Below are 14609 nucleotides of genomic sequence, written 5' to 3'. Positions count from 1 at the left end.
GTTTCTTCCTGGCTGCGAGATCGAATCCTATGCCGCTCATATGCGGCGAGAGCCGAGGCAATCTCGAAATCATACTGCACCCGGCACCATATGGGCGCCGTCACGCACATTCGCGTGACGCCTTGCGGGCCTCTCCGGCCCGGCAGCAACGAACATACCGGTGAACTCATGTCTACCCCTCTTGTCGATGACAGGATCCTCGATCCGATGATGGCGATCACGGGCTGCACGGCGCGCCAGCGCATCATCGTGATCGGCGCAAAAAGTATGGAGCTGATGATGGCGCTGCACCGCCGTGGGTATCTGCAAGCGGCTGGGGCAGGTAATTGCGGCGTTCCGGCCGGCCAGTATGAGGTCGCGCTGGTCGATTGGCGACGGCGCACGCTGAATGCGCTTGATACGACGATGGACTGGCTCGACAATTTCCTCAGCCCGCGTGCCGTGCTCGCGATCTGGGTCGATGCACAGAAGCGAGCCGCGAAAGACAGCCTCCGCGCCGCCGTGAGCAGACACGGCTTTGTCGTCCTGCAGGGCGCCGAGCATCCGTGTGGCAGCATGCTGTTGGCGCGACGCTCGCAGGCCTATCCCCTCCAGAAGGCCGCGTAAGCGGGAGACCAGCAGATGTTGAGATCCAGGACACGACGCGCCGTTATTCGCGAGTGGATGGCCCTTCCGCCAGCTCAGCGACGCACCGGCGAGCAGGCCACCGCCTTTGCAAAGGGCGCAATCGCACGGCATGCGCTGCCCCGCAGCCGGCTGACGCCGCAGACCGTGGTCATGGCCTGGCTGCGGCCGCGCACCGGACGTGCGTAGCAAGCGCTCTTACACCGGATCAAACGCCCGGATCGGCGGCAGATTGCCGGTGAACTTCTCGACCTCCACGGTCGTGAGCTGGCCGGTGCAGCCTTGTGCGAAGGACGAAGTACCGATGTCGCGGGTCAGCACGTTCGGATTGCCGTGGACGCAGAGCGGCGCCGCGTCTTCCGGATCCATCGGGTCGTACCAGGCGCCGGTCGGGAGCTGCACGACACCAGGCGCGATGCCGTCGGTGACGTTCACCGCGGCCAGGCAGGCGCCGCGTTCGTTGAAGAGGCGGATGATGTCGCCATCCTTGATGCCGCGTGCGTCAGCGTCGCGCGGATTCATGCGCGCGACCTCGCGGCCGCGATGCTTTGCGGCCAGCGAATGCCCGCCGAAATCGAGCTGGCTGTGCAGCCGTGTCACCGGCTGGTTGGCGACGAGGAAGCAAGGCGCACCCGGCTTCGGCATGTCGCTCTTCTCAAGCCAGACCGGATGTCCCGGACAATCCGCATCGCCATGGCCGGCGATCTTCGCGGAGTAGATCTCGATGCGTCCGCTCGGCGTCGGCAGGGGATGCGCGACGGGGTCATCGCGGAAGGAACGCAGCCGGCCGCCATCGTCCGGCTGCTGCGGCACGACCAGGCTGCCGCGCTGCCAGAATTCCTCGAAGCTTGGGGCCTCTAACCCGCGCTTGGCGAGCGAGGCGCGGGTCGGCTCGTAGAGATGCTCCAGCCACTCTCGCGACGTGCGCCCCTCGGTGAAAGGCTCGCGGGCACCGAGGCGATCGGCGATGTCGGCAAAGATATCGTAGTCGTCGCGCGCGAGGCCAAACGGCTCGGCGATGCGATGCATCGCGACCATCAGGGGATCGTTGGTGGAATAGCCGATATCCTCGCGCTCAAGCGTCATGGTCGACGGCAGCACGATGTCGGCGTGGCGGGCCGTCGCGGTCCAGGCGAGCTCGTGCACGACGAGCGTGTCGACTTTCGCAAACGCCTTGCGCAGGCGGTTGATGTCCTGGTGATGATGGAACGGATTGCCGCCGGCCCAATAGACCAGGCGGATATCCGGATAGGTACGCGTCTCGCCATTGTAGCGATAGGTGCTGCCGGGATTGAGCAGCATATCGGCGATGCGCGCCACCGGAATGAAATCACGGACGCCGTTGCGGCCCTGCCCCAGCGTCGGCCCCGGCACGTCGTTGACGCGGCGGCCGTAGTATCCGATCGCGCCGAGCGAATAGGCGTATCCGCCGCCGGGAAGACCGATCTGGCCGAGAGCGGCCGCCAGCACCATGCCCATCCACACCGGCTGCTCGCCATGCTCGGCCCGCTGCAGCGAATGCGAGATGGTGATGAGCGCGCGCTTGCCGGCAAGCCGTCGCGCCAGCGTGCGGATGGTGTTCGCGTCGACGCCGCAGATCGCGGCGGCCCATGCCGCGTCCTTCGCCTGCCCATCGCTCTCACCCGTGAGATAGCGCAAGAACACCGGCCATCCCTCGGTGTAGCGATCGAGGAAGGCCTGGTCGTGCAGACCTTCGCTGACCAGCGTGTGGACCATGCCGAGCATCAACGCGGTGTCGGTGCCCGGGATGCAGGTCATCCATTCGGCGCCCGCCTCGACGGGCAGATCCTCACGCAGCGGACTCATCAGGATGAACTCGCAGCCGCGCTTGCGTGCGGCTTCCATCGCACCACGCTCGACATGCTTGCTGATCGAGCCGCCGGCCACCATCGAGTTCTTCAGCGCCATGCCGCCGAACGCAAGCACGATCTCGGTTTCGGTCGCGATCTGCTCCCAGGTGACGTTGCGCTTGGTGATGTCCTCGTAGCCCGCCATGATCTGCGGCAGCAGCACCGAGGACGCGCCCGAGGAATAGGAATTCACCGAGCGGACGTAGCCGCCCATCGCGATGTTGAGGAAGCGGTGCACCTGGCTCTGCGCGTGATGCAGGCGGCCTGCGCTCGACCAGCCGTAAGAACCGCCGAACACGGCGCCTGGGCCGCGCGTGTCGCGGATGCGCATCAGCTCGTCGCCGAGCAGATCCAGCGCCTTCTCCCAGCTGACGGAGACGAATTCGTCGCGGCCGCGCCGGTCATCCGGCCCGGGCCCGCGCTCGAGCCAGCCGCGACGAATCGCGGGCTGGGCGATACGCGCCTGGTGGCGCAAGGCGCCGGGGAAATTGTCGATGATGCCGTTCGGATCGGGATCGCCCGCATAGGCCCTCACCTCCAGCCCGGCTGCGCCGTTGCGTGCGGAAAACACGCCCCAATGCGAGGTGTGCGGCTTGAAGCCGTCCGACAGGTCGAGACCGGGGTCGGGGAAACCAATCGTATCGTCCATCGCGTGGCCCTCATCGCGGGACACGCCGTGCAGGCGGCCCCGGTCGCAATCATCGCACCAATATAATGAGGCCAGCGCGCGGGGGGCAACGGATTACCGATGCCTGGAACCGCGCGCATGGCCGCATCCCGCGGATCGCACGGCGGCCTGCGGCGCGTTTCCCCTTCAAGCGGTCATCCCAGGCCGCGCCTTGCTCAGCCCTGGGCGTCGACCTGGCTCGTCCGATCGGATGACGCTGCCTGCTGCGCGGCATAGGCGGACGTGGCCTGTGATGCCGGCGAATATTGCGCGAAGGACTCGGTGAGCTCTTCGGCCGCCTCGGTGAGCTCCTTCATCACGGCGGCACTGTCCGATGCCTGATTGCCGGAAGAATGAATGACCTCGAACGAGAACCCGTTCGGGAGATCGACATGAATCTTGTCGATTCCGACGGTGTCGGGAGTGTTGTCATTCTGCGTTTGGCTCGACGTGGAGGACGAATCCCCCGAAAACTGCTGACTTGCGAAATGCTGGACGAAATCCTCGATGGATTTGAGCGCACTGCTGTCGAAGCCGCCGCCGCCGAAATGGACGATACCGACCGACATTCCGTTCGGCAGGTTCACCTTGACCTCGTCGTAAGGCGTGCCGTCGTGCATCAGCGAGGCGAAGGTCGAGCCGTCTCCCTGCGAACCGACAGTCGATTTCGAAGGGCTGGTGGACGACGACGAACTCGTCGCGCTTCCACCACTGATGCTGCTCATGCTGCCGACGCTCATACGCGAACTCCACTGTCATTGCGAACGCACGTTCCGCGTGCAATGGGCGTGCCAGACAAGAGCATCTTTGCCATCAAGCACTTATCGCGAGTTCATGCCGGCAGCTTCGTCACGCCGGCAAAACCGTCCCGGCAGAAGCTGCCCACCCACGCCATTCTCGCGAGCGCGTCGAAGAGCGCAAGGTTGAGCCGTTTGGTGTCGTTGCAAACGGCGACCGGCTGCGACGAGAATTTTGCGACGACCATCTCGGCGCCTGGATCGACGTAGAGCCATTGGCCGTGAATGCCGAGAGCAAAGAACGCGTCGCCATCAGTGCGCCTCTGGTACCATTTGTTTCGATAGCATCCGCCCGGCAGCCATTCGGCGAGCTTGCCTGCGCTCCACGTTCCGGCAGGGGTGCCTGTCGCCGTGTCGCGCACCCATTCCGGCGAGACGATGTTTCGCCCATTGGCGACGCCGCCCAGTCGCATCATCTCGCCGACACGCGCAAGATCGCGCGGACTCATGCAGATGCCGCCACCGGACCGGGCCGAGCCGGCCGCATCGACCGTGACATAGGCATCCTGCCTTGCTCCGAGCGGTTGCCAAAGACGCGTCGTGACGAGATCCGCAAAACGCTCGCCGGATGCGCGTTCGACGACCAGGCCCAGAACGTCGGAATTCGGGGATGCATAGTGGAAGGAGCCATTGTGATCCCCCGGCCCCTTCTTCAACGAGGACAGGAATTCAATGAGCGTTTCCGCAGCTTGTCCGGGCGCGACGGGCTCCAGCAAGCCGGCGCGGCGATAGCGCGCGAAATCGCCGCGCGGGTCCTGATATGTCTCTTCGAAATCGAGGCTGACCCGCATGTCGAGAACGTCGCGGATGCGCGCATCCGCATAGGCGGATGATTTCAGCTCCGGCACATAGTGCGGCACCTGCTGGTCAAGATCGAGCAGCCCGTCGCCGTGCAGGACGCCTGCGACGATCGAAGTCACCGACTTGCTTGCGGAGAAGAGAATGTGACGCGATTGCAGCGTGAAGTTCGGCGCGTGGATATCAGCAACGATGCGACCGGACTTCATCACGACGAGCGCGTCGGTCGACGTTCTCCGGAGAATATCTGCAACAGTCGTTCTTTCGCCTCCGACCGAGAGCTCCTCGCCGAGCAGGCCCTCGGCATCAACGGGCGACTCCTCGACGAGACCCGGCGTCGCCGAGATGCGCGCGGTCGGAATCAGCTCGCAGACATGGCGGAACGACCAGACGTTCCAGGGCGCCTGACGCCAGTTGGACAGTCGGACATCGCTACGGGGGAAACCATAGCTGGTCTCGAAGGCAGATGACGACATGATCTGTGGAAGCTCCGTCGAGGATCAGTCAATATGCTGGAGGAAGTCGCGAAATCGCTCGCTCGGGGGCGCCGACAGCAACGCGGCGGGATTGCCGTCGTGAACGAGGTGCCCTCCATCCAGAAACAACAACCGCGAGCCAACCCTCTTGGCGAAACTCATCTCGTGGGTCACGACAACCATGGTCATGCCCTCGGTCGCCAGGGTCTGCATGACCTTGAGCACCTCCTGCCGCAATTCCGGGTCGAGCGCCGACGTCGGCTCGTCGAACAGCATCACCTTCGGCCCGACAGCGAGCGCACGCGCGATCGCGACGCGCTGCTGCTGACCGCCGGAAAGCTGCGAGGGATAATGGTTCATGCGCTCGGCAAGCCCGACCTTCTGTAGCAGGGCCGCAGCGATCTCGCGCGCCTCGGCCTTGGTGCGGCCGCGTGCCCGGATCGGCCCGAACATGACGTTCTGGATCGCGGTCAGATTTGGAAACAGGTTGAACTGCTGGAACACCATGCCGGCCTCGAGCCGGATGCGCCTGATGTCGCGCGACGCGCCGAGCACGCTGATATCATCGACGCGGAGATCACCGCCGCTGATCGTCTCCAGAACGTTGATGCAACGGAGCATGGTCGATTTCCCGGAGCCCGACGGTCCGATGATCACGGCGACCTCGCCGCTCTCGATATCGAGATTGAGCGGGTGCAGAACGATGTGCGCTCCAAATCGCTTGGTCGCCTGCCTGAATTCGATCATGCTCATGGCAGGCGCGATCTCCGTTCGATGAAGCGAAGGCTGTAGGCGAGCAGACTGATCACGACGAGATAGATCAGCGCCACTGCGGTCCAGATCTCCACCGCTCGAAAATTCTCCGACATGATCTCCTGACCTCGCCGGGTCAGCTCGCCGACGCCGATGACGAGGAAGATCGAGGTGTCCTTGACCACGGCCACGACCTGATTGCCCATCGCGGGCAGTGCACGGCGAAACGCGATCGGCGCGATCACGTAAGCCAGGACCTTGCGGAAGCTCAGGCCCATGGCAAGGCCAGCCTCGCGAAGCCCGGCAGGGACGCTGTCCAGCGCGCCCCGCACGATCTCGGCAGTGTAGGCCCCCGAATTCACGATCAGCGTGATGATCGCCGCGCTGGTCGAGCTCAAGCGGATGCCCAGCATGATCGGCAGGGCAAAATAGACGAACATCACCTGGACGACGATGGGCGTGCCGCGAATGAAGGCGACGTAGGCCTGTGCCGGCGCGGTGACCAGCCAGTTCCCATAATTGAGACCAACCGCAGTCACGACGCCGACGATCGTACCGCCGATCAGACCTGCGATCGCGATCAGGATGGTGAGCTCGAGGCCCTCCAGCAATTCGGGCAAGGCGGCCGTGATCGCGGTCCAATCGAACGACATGGCAAGGGGATCCGTCGCCTTAGGTCGCTTCCGGCCCGAACCATTTTTCGCGCAGCGCCTTCAGGCGTCCGTCGGCCTTCATGGCAGCGAGCGTCGCATTCGCCGTCACAACCAGAGGGCTGCCCTTCTGGAAGCCAATGCCGACGTCGCGACCTTCCAGCTTCGGCTGGAGCACCCTGACTTTGCCCTTTCCGGCATTGTTGGCGTAGTACATCAGGGCCGGCGCGTCGTAGACGACGGCATCCGTCCGCCCCGCCTCGAGCGCCAGCAAGGCATTGTTGATGGTCGGCATCTGCTCGATGCTCGCGCCCTTGATGTGCTCGCGGATGAAGTCGACGGCGACCGTTCCCGTTTCGGTGCCGATCGCCTTGCCCGTGAGATCGTCGGGCGTCTTGATCGCGTTGTTGCCGGCTCCGGTGATGGCAACCAAGCCGCTCTGATAGTAGGGCTCCGAGAAGTCGATCACCTTCTGACGCTCCGGCTTGATGAACAGCTGGGAGACGATCGCGTCGATGTTCTTCGTCTGCAACGCGGGGATCAACGCGCCGAACTGCATCGGCTGCACATGCCATTTGCGGTTCAGCCCCTTCGCTACCTCGGCCCAGACTTCGATGTCGAAGCCTGAATAGCCGTCGCCATCCTTGAAGGCAAAGGGCGGGCTGCCGACATTGGAGCCGACGATAAGCTCGGCATCTTCGGCTCTGGCCGGCCAGGACATCGAGATTGCGGGGGCGGCAATCAAGCCAAGCTTGATAAAATCGCGACGTTTCACCTTCATCTCCATGGCGCGGGTGGGTTCTGGGTTCGGCTCGTCAGGTCGAAATTTTCTCGCATTCGGTCGGCTGTACGACGCCGGAGAGCCAGCAGCCGTCGATGCGCCCATCATCGAGATTGAAGCGGACCTGGATTTCAGACGGACGCTTCATCGCGCGACCCTGGCGAACCGTGATCGCGCGCTCGGAGGCTTCGACCAAACCGTTGGACAGCAGGCCGAACGACAAGGCGGATGCCGCGATGCCGGTCGCCGCATCTTCCGGATACCCCGACGAGCGCGGAAACTGACGCGCGTCGACGACCTGCCGCTCCCGATCGGAGATCGCGTAGGGATAGAGTCCGGTGGAGGCGATGCGGGAACACAGCCGCTCGATCCTGTCGAAGTTCGGGTTCAAACCGTCGAGCACCGATACCGATCGCAGCGGAATGAGAGTCTTCACGCGGCTGGTCCGCGCATTCTGGATCGGCAGCGGCGCGATGTCGTCGGAGCCGATGCCGAGGACCTCGACAATGTCGGCTCTCACCTGATCGGTATCGGACAGCGGCTCGACATGGCCTGCGGGCTGCGAGACCTCCACGCAGACGTCCTGTCCTGCCGCCCGCCGGATCCGCGCTTCGACGCGGCCACTCTTGGTCGAGATCTTCAAGTGATCGCCCGACACTCGGCCGAGCTGCGCGAGCAGCCAGACGGCGCCCACCGTCGCATGTCCGCACATCGACATTTCGTGGTTGGGGACCCAGAAGCGAAATTCGAAATCGCAATCCGACGCCAAAGGCGCCGGCAGGACGAATCCGCTTTCATGGCCGTAGGAGCTCGCCACGTCCTGCATCTGCGCATCCGACATTCCGGCTGCGTCGACGACGATCGGCGCCGGATTGCCGCCGTCGGGACCCGCGGCGAACACGCGGACGAATCGCACCTGATGTCTTGAACTGTTCATCACCCATCCCGGGGCGCTAGGCTCTTGCGAGCCGTCACGCAGAATTCACGCCGGTCAAAATATGACCGTCGCTGGCGGGATGCGTGTCCGAACGGGACCTAAGGTTTGATTGATCGGGCCATGCGCTTGCGGACCTCGCTGGGCGAGCGGCCGTCGGCCCGGCGCATCGCATGGGCGAGTGCGGCACCGCTGTCGAATCCGACCCGGAACGCGATCTCCCCGATGGGAAGATCGGTTCCCGCGAGCAGCTCGCAGGCCCTGTCGAGACGCGCCCGCTGCTGGAATTCCCCGATCGACAGACCGGTGAATTCCCGGAACAAGCGGCTCATATGTCGCCGCGACACGCCAAAACGTGCTTCGAGCGTGTCGAGCGGAATGGTCCGGTCGACATGCCGGGTCAGATATTGCTTCACGTCCTCGATCAACATCATGCCGTGCTCGCGATGCGAGGTGCCGGACACGACCTCGCCCGCCATGACTTCGGCGATGCATTGAACCAGCAGCGCCGAGGACAGGCCATGGCGAATGCGCGATTGGCCGTAAGCCTCTCCTTCACCGCGCGCCGATAGTTCGTGCAAGGCGCGCAGCCTTGAGGTGCAGCGAAAGAAGCTGGTCGTACGGGTTCGCCTCCGGAATTCGCTCAGCGAGCCGATCTCCCTCTCAAACCTCTCGAGGATCGGTCCGGTGACATAGAGGGCGATGTGGCTGTGCGCTCCGATGCCGGCCCTGGTTTCGTGCGCGCGGTCGGGCGGCACGACCGCGAAGCGATCCTGAGACAGCCACGCCCCCGCGCGCTGGCCTTCGTGCTTGAGCTCGATCGTTCCGCGGTTCGGCAGGATGAACATCAGGCAATCATGCCAGTGCCACGGCATGGCGTATTCGCCGCTGCCGACCAGGGCCGCGTACTCATTGTCAGCAGCAACCAGGCGACCAGGATCTGCCGTTCCGCGGAGCTGATCAAATGATCTCAGCATGTCGATGCCCAAATTTGACGGCCCGAGCCTAGCAGTCTTTGACCTGCATGCCCACCGCCTGCGTCATCTTTGACGCCACGCGGGCCAAAATCCTGGGCTACAGTGCATGTAAATTGCATGGCCGGCGACGACTTTTCTTCTGCGAGGTGGAGGTCATCTGATGGACGACAAGGACATCCGCGGCCTGGTGGCCGAGGTGCAGCAGGGCACGCTCTCGCGACGCGCGTTCATCCGGACCATGGCTGCGGTCGGGATCGCAGCTCCGGTCGCGAGCCAGATCCTGCTCTGGAACGACGTGGCGATGGCGGATGCCACGCTGGCCTACAAGCCGACCAAGGCCGGCGGCGGCGGTCCGCTCAAGCTCCTGCTCTGGCAGGCTCCAACGCTGCTCAATCCGCATTTCGCGCTCGGCACCAAGGACCAGGTCGCCTCGCGCGTCTTCTTCGAGCCGCTGGCCGGCTGGGACAAGGAAGGCAACCTCATCCCCTGCCTCGCCGCCGAGGTGCCGACCAAGACGAATGGCGGTCTCTCTGCCGACGGCACCACCGTGATCTGGAAACTGAAGCAGGGCGTGCGATGGCATGACGGCAAGCCCTTCAGCGCCGACGATGTTGTCTTCACCTGGCAATACGCCGCGGATCTCGCCACTGCCGCCTACACCACCGGCTCCTATCAGAACATCACGGTCGAGAAGATCGACGACCACACCGTCAAGGTCACCTTCAAGGCTCCGACCCCGTTCTGGGCCGACCCCTTCGTCGGCTCGGTCGGCCAGATCCTGCCGAAGCATCATTTCGGCGAATATATCGGCGCGAAATCCCGCGATGCACCGGGTAATCTGAAGCCGGTCGGCACCGGTCCGTACAAGTTCGTCGAGTTCAAGCCAGGCGATCTGGTCCGGGCCGAACGCAATCCCGACTATCACGTGAAGAACCAGCCGTATTTCGATACGTTCGAGATCAAGGGTGGCGGCGATGCGGTCTCCGCGGCGCGCGCCGTGCTGCAGACCGGGGAATACGACTACGCCTGGAACCTGCTGGTGGAGGACGAGATCCTCAAGCGCATGGAGACCGGTGGCAAAGGCAAGGTGGAGTTCACAATATCCGGCGGCGTCGAGTTCATCATCCTCAACACGACCGACCCGTGGACCGAGGTCGATAGCGAACGCTCCAGCGCCAAGACCAAGCATCCGACGCTGTCCGATCCGGCGGTGCGCCGGGCGCTCAACCTGCTGATCGACCGCGACGGGATCCAGAAATTCATCTACGGTCGCGGTGCCGTCGCAACCGCAAGCTTCGTCAACCAGCCGGGTCGGTTCAAGTCGAGCAAGCTGAACTTCGAGTTCAATATCGACAAGGCGAACAAGATCCTCGACGAGGCCGGCTGGAAGATGGGCGCGGACGGCATCCGCGAGAAGGACGGCAAGAAGCTCAAATACGTATTCCAGACCTCGATCAACGCGCCACGGCAGAAGACCCAGGCCATCATCAAGCAGGCCTGCCAGAAGGCCGGCATCGAGATCGAGCTCAAATCAGTCACCGCGTCGGTGTTCTTCTCCTCCGACGTCGGCAACCCCGACACCTATTCGAAATTCTATTGCGACATCGAGATGTACAACACGACGATGCCGCAGCCCGATCCGGAGCGGTTCCTGAACCAGTGCGTCTCCTGGGAGATCGCCAACAAGGACAACAAATGGCTCGGCCGCAACGTCTCGCGCTGGTCCGATCCCGAGGCCGACAAGGCCTACAAGGCCGCGCAACAGGAGCTCGACCCGGTCAAGCGCGCGGCGCTGCTGATCAAGGTCAATGAGATCTTCTGCGAGGCCAACGTGTTCCTGCCGCTGCTCTCGCGCTACATCGTCGGTGGCGCCGTCAACAACCTCATGACCGACATCTCGGGGTGGGACGTCACGACGTGGAATGTGGCGAGCTGGTATCGGAGCTGACCGCGACCGGCTGGGCACCCGGCTCCATTCTCAGCGCGCCGGGTCGCATGCCGTATTTGCGCATGATGGCTTTGCTGAGGGCGCTCTCGGACGCGTACCCGATTTCATCCGCGATCTTCGCGATCGGATCGGACGTGCCGGCCAGCCGTTTGCGCGCGATCGCCAGTCGCAGATCGGACAGGAACGTCATCGGCGCGACGCCCGCGCGCTTCTGAAAGGCCCGCACCAGCGTTGCGCGCGAGGCGATGGCCACCGCCGCCATCTCGTCGAGCGTCCAGTCGCGGGCGAGATCACCGAGGATCGCCAGCACGACGCGGGCCGTCGTACGGTCCTGCAGAAGCGAAAGCGTCCCGTTACCGGAAGCCTGCTCCGTCAGATGATCGCGGAGCATCATCACGAACAGGGCTCTGGCGAGATCGGCCGCGACCATCTCCGATCCGGCCTTTGCTGCGTCGAGCTCTTCGCGGATGTCGAGCAACAGGCGCCGAAACCTTTCCAGCAACGGCTCTCCTGCGGTGCGCAGGATGATCTCGTCGGGAAGAGCCGCGATCAGCGGATTCTCGTCCGAGGTTTCGAACAGGAAGCGGCCGCAGAGCAGCTCGGTATCGACCGCAGCATCCACCATCGTGCGCTGGCGGATACCGTTTCGAGTCTCGATCGAAACCCGCCCTGCAGCGCCCCTCACTTCGCTTCGCACCAGATGACTATCACCGTGCGGCAGCAGGAGAATATCGCCCGCCTCCAGCCTTTGCGGACCCAGGCCTGGCCTCTCGACCACGCAGGCGCCGCGCGTCACCATGTGGAATTGCGCCCATCCCCGGCCGTTCGGCGCGTGCAGTGACTCCCAGCTGCCGCCGAACCTGCAGGAATCGTCGATCACGGGGCGGATCCTGAACAGCGGCACCATCGCATTCAACAATTCGGCTGCTCCAGCCTCCGACATTCGCACTCCTTGATCCGCCCGGACATGTGTTCGAGCCGCCCGGCCATGTCCCGGCGCGGCAAGCGCGGGCACTGTAAGGGCCAGAACACCAATGGAGGTTACCATGGCCATGCTCGACTGGAACACCTACCGCCGCCAGGTCGTCGCCGGCGTCGGCGAGATCGGAAGGCTGTCGCCGGAGACAGTCAAGGGCTACGCGACGCTGAGCGGCGCTGGCGCCAAGACCGCTCACCTCGACGCAAAGACGCGCGAGCTGATCGCGCTCGCCGTCGCCATCAGCCTGCGTTGCGACGGCTGTATCACTGTCCACGCTGCCGAAGCGAAGAAGCACGGCGCCAGCGAAGGCGAGCTCGCCGAAGCGCTCGGCACCGCGATCTCGGTCAATGCCGGCGCAGCACTGGTCTATTCGACCCGCGCGCATGAGGCGTTCAAGGAAGCTTGAAACAGCCGACAGGAGTGAGCGCGCCAACGCTCACTCCTTCTAACACAACCTAACATGCAATCGTCGCGGCCTGCGGTAAATCTCGCCGCGTGATCGCGATCGGGATTTCCAAAAAAGACGATTATCGATGGGAGATCATATGACGTCCAAGACGCCAATCGAGTTGTTGTCCCGGCCTGCGAACATGTCGCGCCGCGGCTTCGTCGGAGGCCTGTCGGCGGGCATTTTGAGCGTAGCGGCGACCGAAGCGGCCAATGCGGAAACGCTGGCCGACGTTCCCGATCGCGGCCCAGGCGCTGATCTCAGCGCACACAGCGAGCGCTCCCGCTTCGCCAAGATCGACCGTATCCCGGAGGCGACGCCGGGCAAGCGTAATATCGATCCCAGCGATGCCATCAATTCCAAGACGCCGCATCAGAAGCTGGTCGGCAACATCACACCGACCGATCTGCATTACGAGCGCAGCCATTCCGGCGTGCCCGATATCGATCCCGCGCAACACCGGCTACTGATCCACGGCATGGTCGGCAAGCCGCTGATCTTCAGCGTCGACGATCTCAAGCGAATGCCGTCGATCTCGCGCGTGGTCTTCATCGAATGCACGGGCAACGGCTGGGAGAACTGGAAGAAGGCCGATCCGGACTTGACGGTGCAGAACACGCACGGCCTGGTCAGCACCACCGAATGGACCGGCGTACCGCTCAAATTCCTGATCGACCTCGTCGCCAAGGACAGGGGCTCGACCTGGATGCTGGCCGAAGGCGGCGACGGCGCTGGCGTCGACCGCAGCATTCCCCTCACCGACGAGATCGTGAACGAGGCCTTCGTCGCCTACGGCCAGAACGGCGAGCCGCTCAGGCCCGCGCATGGTTTTCCGATGCGGCTGGTGATGCCGGGGTTCGAAGGCAACCTCAACATCAAATGGCTGCGCCGCCTCAAGTTCGGCAACGCGCCCTGGATGACGCGCTGGGAGACGGCGCGCTATACGCAGCTGCTCGCCGACGGCAAGGCGCGGCAATTCCAGCTGCGGATGGACACCAACTCCGTCATCACCCAGCCCTCGGGCATGATGCAGATCCAGCCGGGCTACAATCGCATCTCGGGCTTGGCCTGGAGCGGCCATGGCAAGATCGCTGAGGTCGAGATCTCGACCGACGGCGGCAAGACCTGGACAGAGGCGCAATTGAGCCTGCCGGTGCTGTCCAAGGCCCAGGTCCGCTTCCAGATGGATTGGGTCTGGGACGGCAAGCCGACCACGATCGTGAGCCGTTCGACCGACGAGCAGGGCAACGTTCAGCCGGACCGAAACTCCTTCATCGCGGCGATGGGGACCAACGCACTGTTTCACTACAACGCCCAGCAGACCTGGAGCATCGACGAGGCCGGGAGAGTTCGCAATGTCCTCGCATAAGCGACTTATCACCGGCGTGCTCGCGATCGGCCTGCTCGCGTCCCCCGCGTTTGCTTTCGACTTCGGTCGTCCGGCAACGCCGGATGAGATCAAGCTGTGGGACATCGATGTCGGGCCTGACGGCAAGGGCCTGCCTGACGGCAGCGGCACAGTCGTGCAAGGCAAGCAGGTGTTTTCGGATTATTGCTCGGCTTGTCATGGCGAGAATGGCCACGGCGGCATCAAGGATCGGCTCGCCGGCGGACAGGGCACGCTCGCCTCCAATATGCCGGTCAAGACTGTCGGCAGCTTCTGGCCCTACGCAACGACGCTGTTCGATTACATCCATCGCGCGATGCCATATCCGACGCCGGGATCGCTTGGCACCGACGAGACCTATGCCGTTACCGCCTACATCCTGAGCCTGAACGGCATCATTCCCGCCGACGGCAAGGTCGACAAGGACAGTCTGCCGAAGATCAGGATGCCCAATCGCGACGGCTTCGTTCCGGAACCGGAATTCGACCCGGCCCGATTGTTCCACAAGAAGTGAGCGCG

General features: G+C 63.9%; 15 protein-coding genes. 6 read left to right on the top strand and 9 right to left on the bottom strand.

Annotated elements, in window-relative coordinates; genetic code table 11:
- Positions 1-168 precede the first annotated feature (168 nt).
- The gene (locus QA645_RS09800) at positions 169-606 is read left to right on the top strand and encodes a hypothetical protein (RefSeq protein WP_283049860.1); all 438 of its coding nucleotides are present in this window, start codon (positions 169-171) and stop codon (positions 604-606) included.
- Between the two features lie 15 nt (positions 607-621).
- On the top strand, positions 622-813 hold the full coding sequence (locus tag QA645_RS09795; protein ID WP_283049858.1) for a hypothetical protein: 192 nt from the start codon (positions 622-624) through the stop codon (positions 811-813).
- A 9-nt stretch (positions 814-822) separates the two neighbouring features.
- Here QA645_RS09795 and QA645_RS09790 read toward each other — a convergent pair whose 3' ends face one another.
- The 8 genes from QA645_RS09790 to QA645_RS09755 all read right to left on the bottom strand — a co-directional run bounded on the left by QA645_RS09790 (position 823) and on the right by QA645_RS09755 (position 9199).
- Positions 823-3144 carry a molybdopterin guanine dinucleotide-containing S/N-oxide reductase gene (locus QA645_RS09790; RefSeq protein WP_283049856.1) on the bottom strand — a complete coding sequence of 774 codons (2322 nt, stop codon included), beginning with the start codon at positions 3142-3144 and terminating at the stop codon, positions 823-825.
- A 194-nt stretch (positions 3145-3338) separates the two neighbouring features.
- Positions 3339-3902, bottom strand: coding sequence for a hypothetical protein (locus QA645_RS09785; RefSeq protein WP_283049854.1), 564 nt, complete (start codon positions 3900-3902; stop codon positions 3339-3341).
- A 92-nt stretch (positions 3903-3994) separates the two neighbouring features.
- Positions 3995-5233, bottom strand: a complete 1239-nt coding sequence (locus QA645_RS09780) for a serine hydrolase (protein WP_349253177.1) — start codon at positions 5231-5233, stop codon at positions 3995-3997.
- A 24-nt stretch (positions 5234-5257) separates the two neighbouring features.
- On the bottom strand, positions 5258-5986 hold the full coding sequence (glnQ, locus tag QA645_RS09775; protein WP_283049852.1) for a glutamine ABC transporter ATP-binding protein GlnQ: 729 nt from the start codon (positions 5984-5986) through the stop codon (positions 5258-5260).
- On the bottom strand, positions 5983-6639 hold the full coding sequence (gene glnP / locus QA645_RS09770) for a glutamine ABC transporter permease GlnP (protein ID WP_254133731.1): 657 nt from the start codon (positions 6637-6639) through the stop codon (positions 5983-5985). The genes glnQ and glnP overlap by 4 nt, the downstream gene beginning before the upstream one ends.
- Positions 6640-6658: 19 nt before the next feature.
- Positions 6659-7411 (bottom strand): transporter substrate-binding domain-containing protein, encoded by a 753-nt coding sequence (locus QA645_RS09765; RefSeq protein ID WP_283049850.1) that lies wholly within the window; start codon positions 7409-7411, stop codon positions 6659-6661.
- A 40-nt stretch (positions 7412-7451) separates the two neighbouring features.
- Entirely contained in the window at positions 7452-8354 is a 903-nt protein-coding gene (locus tag QA645_RS09760; RefSeq protein ID WP_283049848.1) for a PhzF family phenazine biosynthesis protein, read from the bottom strand.
- Between the two features lie 98 nt (positions 8355-8452).
- The gene (locus QA645_RS09755) at positions 8453-9199 is read right to left on the bottom strand and encodes an AraC family transcriptional regulator (protein ID WP_283049846.1); all 747 of its coding nucleotides are present in this window, start codon (positions 9197-9199) and stop codon (positions 8453-8455) included.
- Between the two features lie 289 nt (positions 9200-9488).
- On the opposite strand from QA645_RS09755, the gene QA645_RS09750 reads away from it, so the two are divergent.
- Positions 9489-11276 carry a peptide ABC transporter substrate-binding protein gene (locus tag QA645_RS09750; RefSeq protein ID WP_283049843.1) on the top strand — a complete coding sequence of 596 codons (1788 nt, stop codon included), beginning with the start codon at positions 9489-9491 and terminating at the stop codon, positions 11274-11276.
- Here the strand turns inward: QA645_RS09750 and QA645_RS09745 are convergent.
- Positions 11239-12219, bottom strand: coding sequence for an AraC family transcriptional regulator (locus QA645_RS09745; RefSeq protein ID WP_283049842.1), 981 nt, complete (start codon positions 12217-12219; stop codon positions 11239-11241). The genes QA645_RS09750 and QA645_RS09745 overlap by 38 nt on opposite strands.
- Before the next feature lie 103 nt (positions 12220-12322).
- Between QA645_RS09745 and QA645_RS09740 the strand changes: the two genes are divergently transcribed.
- The 3 genes from QA645_RS09740 to QA645_RS09730 all read left to right on the top strand — a co-directional run bounded on the left by QA645_RS09740 (position 12323) and on the right by QA645_RS09730 (position 14604).
- On the top strand, positions 12323-12661 hold the full coding sequence (locus tag QA645_RS09740) for a carboxymuconolactone decarboxylase family protein (RefSeq protein ID WP_349253176.1): 339 nt from the start codon (positions 12323-12325) through the stop codon (positions 12659-12661).
- A gap of 139 nt (positions 12662-12800) precedes the next feature.
- Positions 12801-14072, top strand: coding sequence for a sulfite dehydrogenase (gene soxC, locus QA645_RS09735; RefSeq protein WP_283049841.1), 1272 nt, complete (start codon positions 12801-12803; stop codon positions 14070-14072).
- A complete protein-coding gene (locus tag QA645_RS09730) occupies positions 14059-14604 on the top strand; it encodes a c-type cytochrome (RefSeq protein WP_283049839.1) in 546 nt (181 codons plus the stop codon). The genes soxC and QA645_RS09730 overlap by 14 nt, the downstream gene beginning before the upstream one ends.
- Positions 14605-14609: the final 5 nt, after the last annotated feature.

It is taken from the genome of Bradyrhizobium sp. CIAT3101 (assembly GCF_029714945.1).
Taxonomy (GTDB): Bacteria; Pseudomonadota; Alphaproteobacteria; order Rhizobiales; family Xanthobacteraceae; genus Bradyrhizobium.
Note: the sequence above shows the minus strand (reverse complement) of the source record. Positions and strands in the feature narration are given on the sequence as shown.

What these genes read in the sequence shown, in the direction of transcription:
- QA645_RS09800 (WP_283049860.1), top strand. Translation starts at nt 169, where the DNA reads ATGTCTACCCCTCTTGTCGATGACAGGATCCTCGATCCGATGATGGCG.
- QA645_RS09795 (WP_283049858.1), top strand. Translation starts at nt 622, where the DNA reads ATGTTGAGATCCAGGACACGACGCGCCGTTATTCGCGAGTGGATGGCC.
- QA645_RS09790 (WP_283049856.1), bottom strand. Translation starts at nt 3,144, where the DNA reads ATGGACGATACGATTGGTTTCCCCGACCCCGGTCTCGACCTGTCGGAC.
- QA645_RS09785 (WP_283049854.1), bottom strand. Translation starts at nt 3,902, where the DNA reads ATGAGCGTCGGCAGCATGAGCAGCATCAGTGGTGGAAGCGCGACGAGT.
- QA645_RS09780 (WP_349253177.1), bottom strand. Translation starts at nt 5,233, where the DNA reads ATGTCGTCATCTGCCTTCGAGACCAGCTATGGTTTCCCCCGTAGCGAT.
- glnQ (WP_283049852.1), bottom strand. Translation starts at nt 5,986, where the DNA reads ATGAGCATGATCGAATTCAGGCAGGCGACCAAGCGATTTGGAGCGCAC.
- glnP (WP_254133731.1), bottom strand. Translation starts at nt 6,639, where the DNA reads ATGTCGTTCGATTGGACCGCGATCACGGCCGCCTTGCCCGAATTGCTG.
- QA645_RS09760 (WP_283049848.1), bottom strand. Translation starts at nt 8,354, where the DNA reads ATGAACAGTTCAAGACATCAGGTGCGATTCGTCCGCGTGTTCGCCGCG.
- QA645_RS09755 (WP_283049846.1), bottom strand. Translation starts at nt 9,199, where the DNA reads ATGTTCATCCTGCCGAACCGCGGAACGATCGAGCTCAAGCACGAAGGC.
- QA645_RS09750 (WP_283049843.1), top strand. Translation starts at nt 9,489, where the DNA reads ATGGACGACAAGGACATCCGCGGCCTGGTGGCCGAGGTGCAGCAGGGC.
- QA645_RS09745 (WP_283049842.1), bottom strand. Translation starts at nt 12,219, where the DNA reads ATGTCGGAGGCTGGAGCAGCCGAATTGTTGAATGCGATGGTGCCGCTG.
- QA645_RS09740 (WP_349253176.1), top strand. Translation starts at nt 12,323, where the DNA reads ATGGCCATGCTCGACTGGAACACCTACCGCCGCCAGGTCGTCGCCGGC.
- soxC (WP_283049841.1), top strand. Translation starts at nt 12,801, where the DNA reads ATGACGTCCAAGACGCCAATCGAGTTGTTGTCCCGGCCTGCGAACATG.
- QA645_RS09730 (WP_283049839.1), top strand. Translation starts at nt 14,059, where the DNA reads ATGTCCTCGCATAAGCGACTTATCACCGGCGTGCTCGCGATCGGCCTG.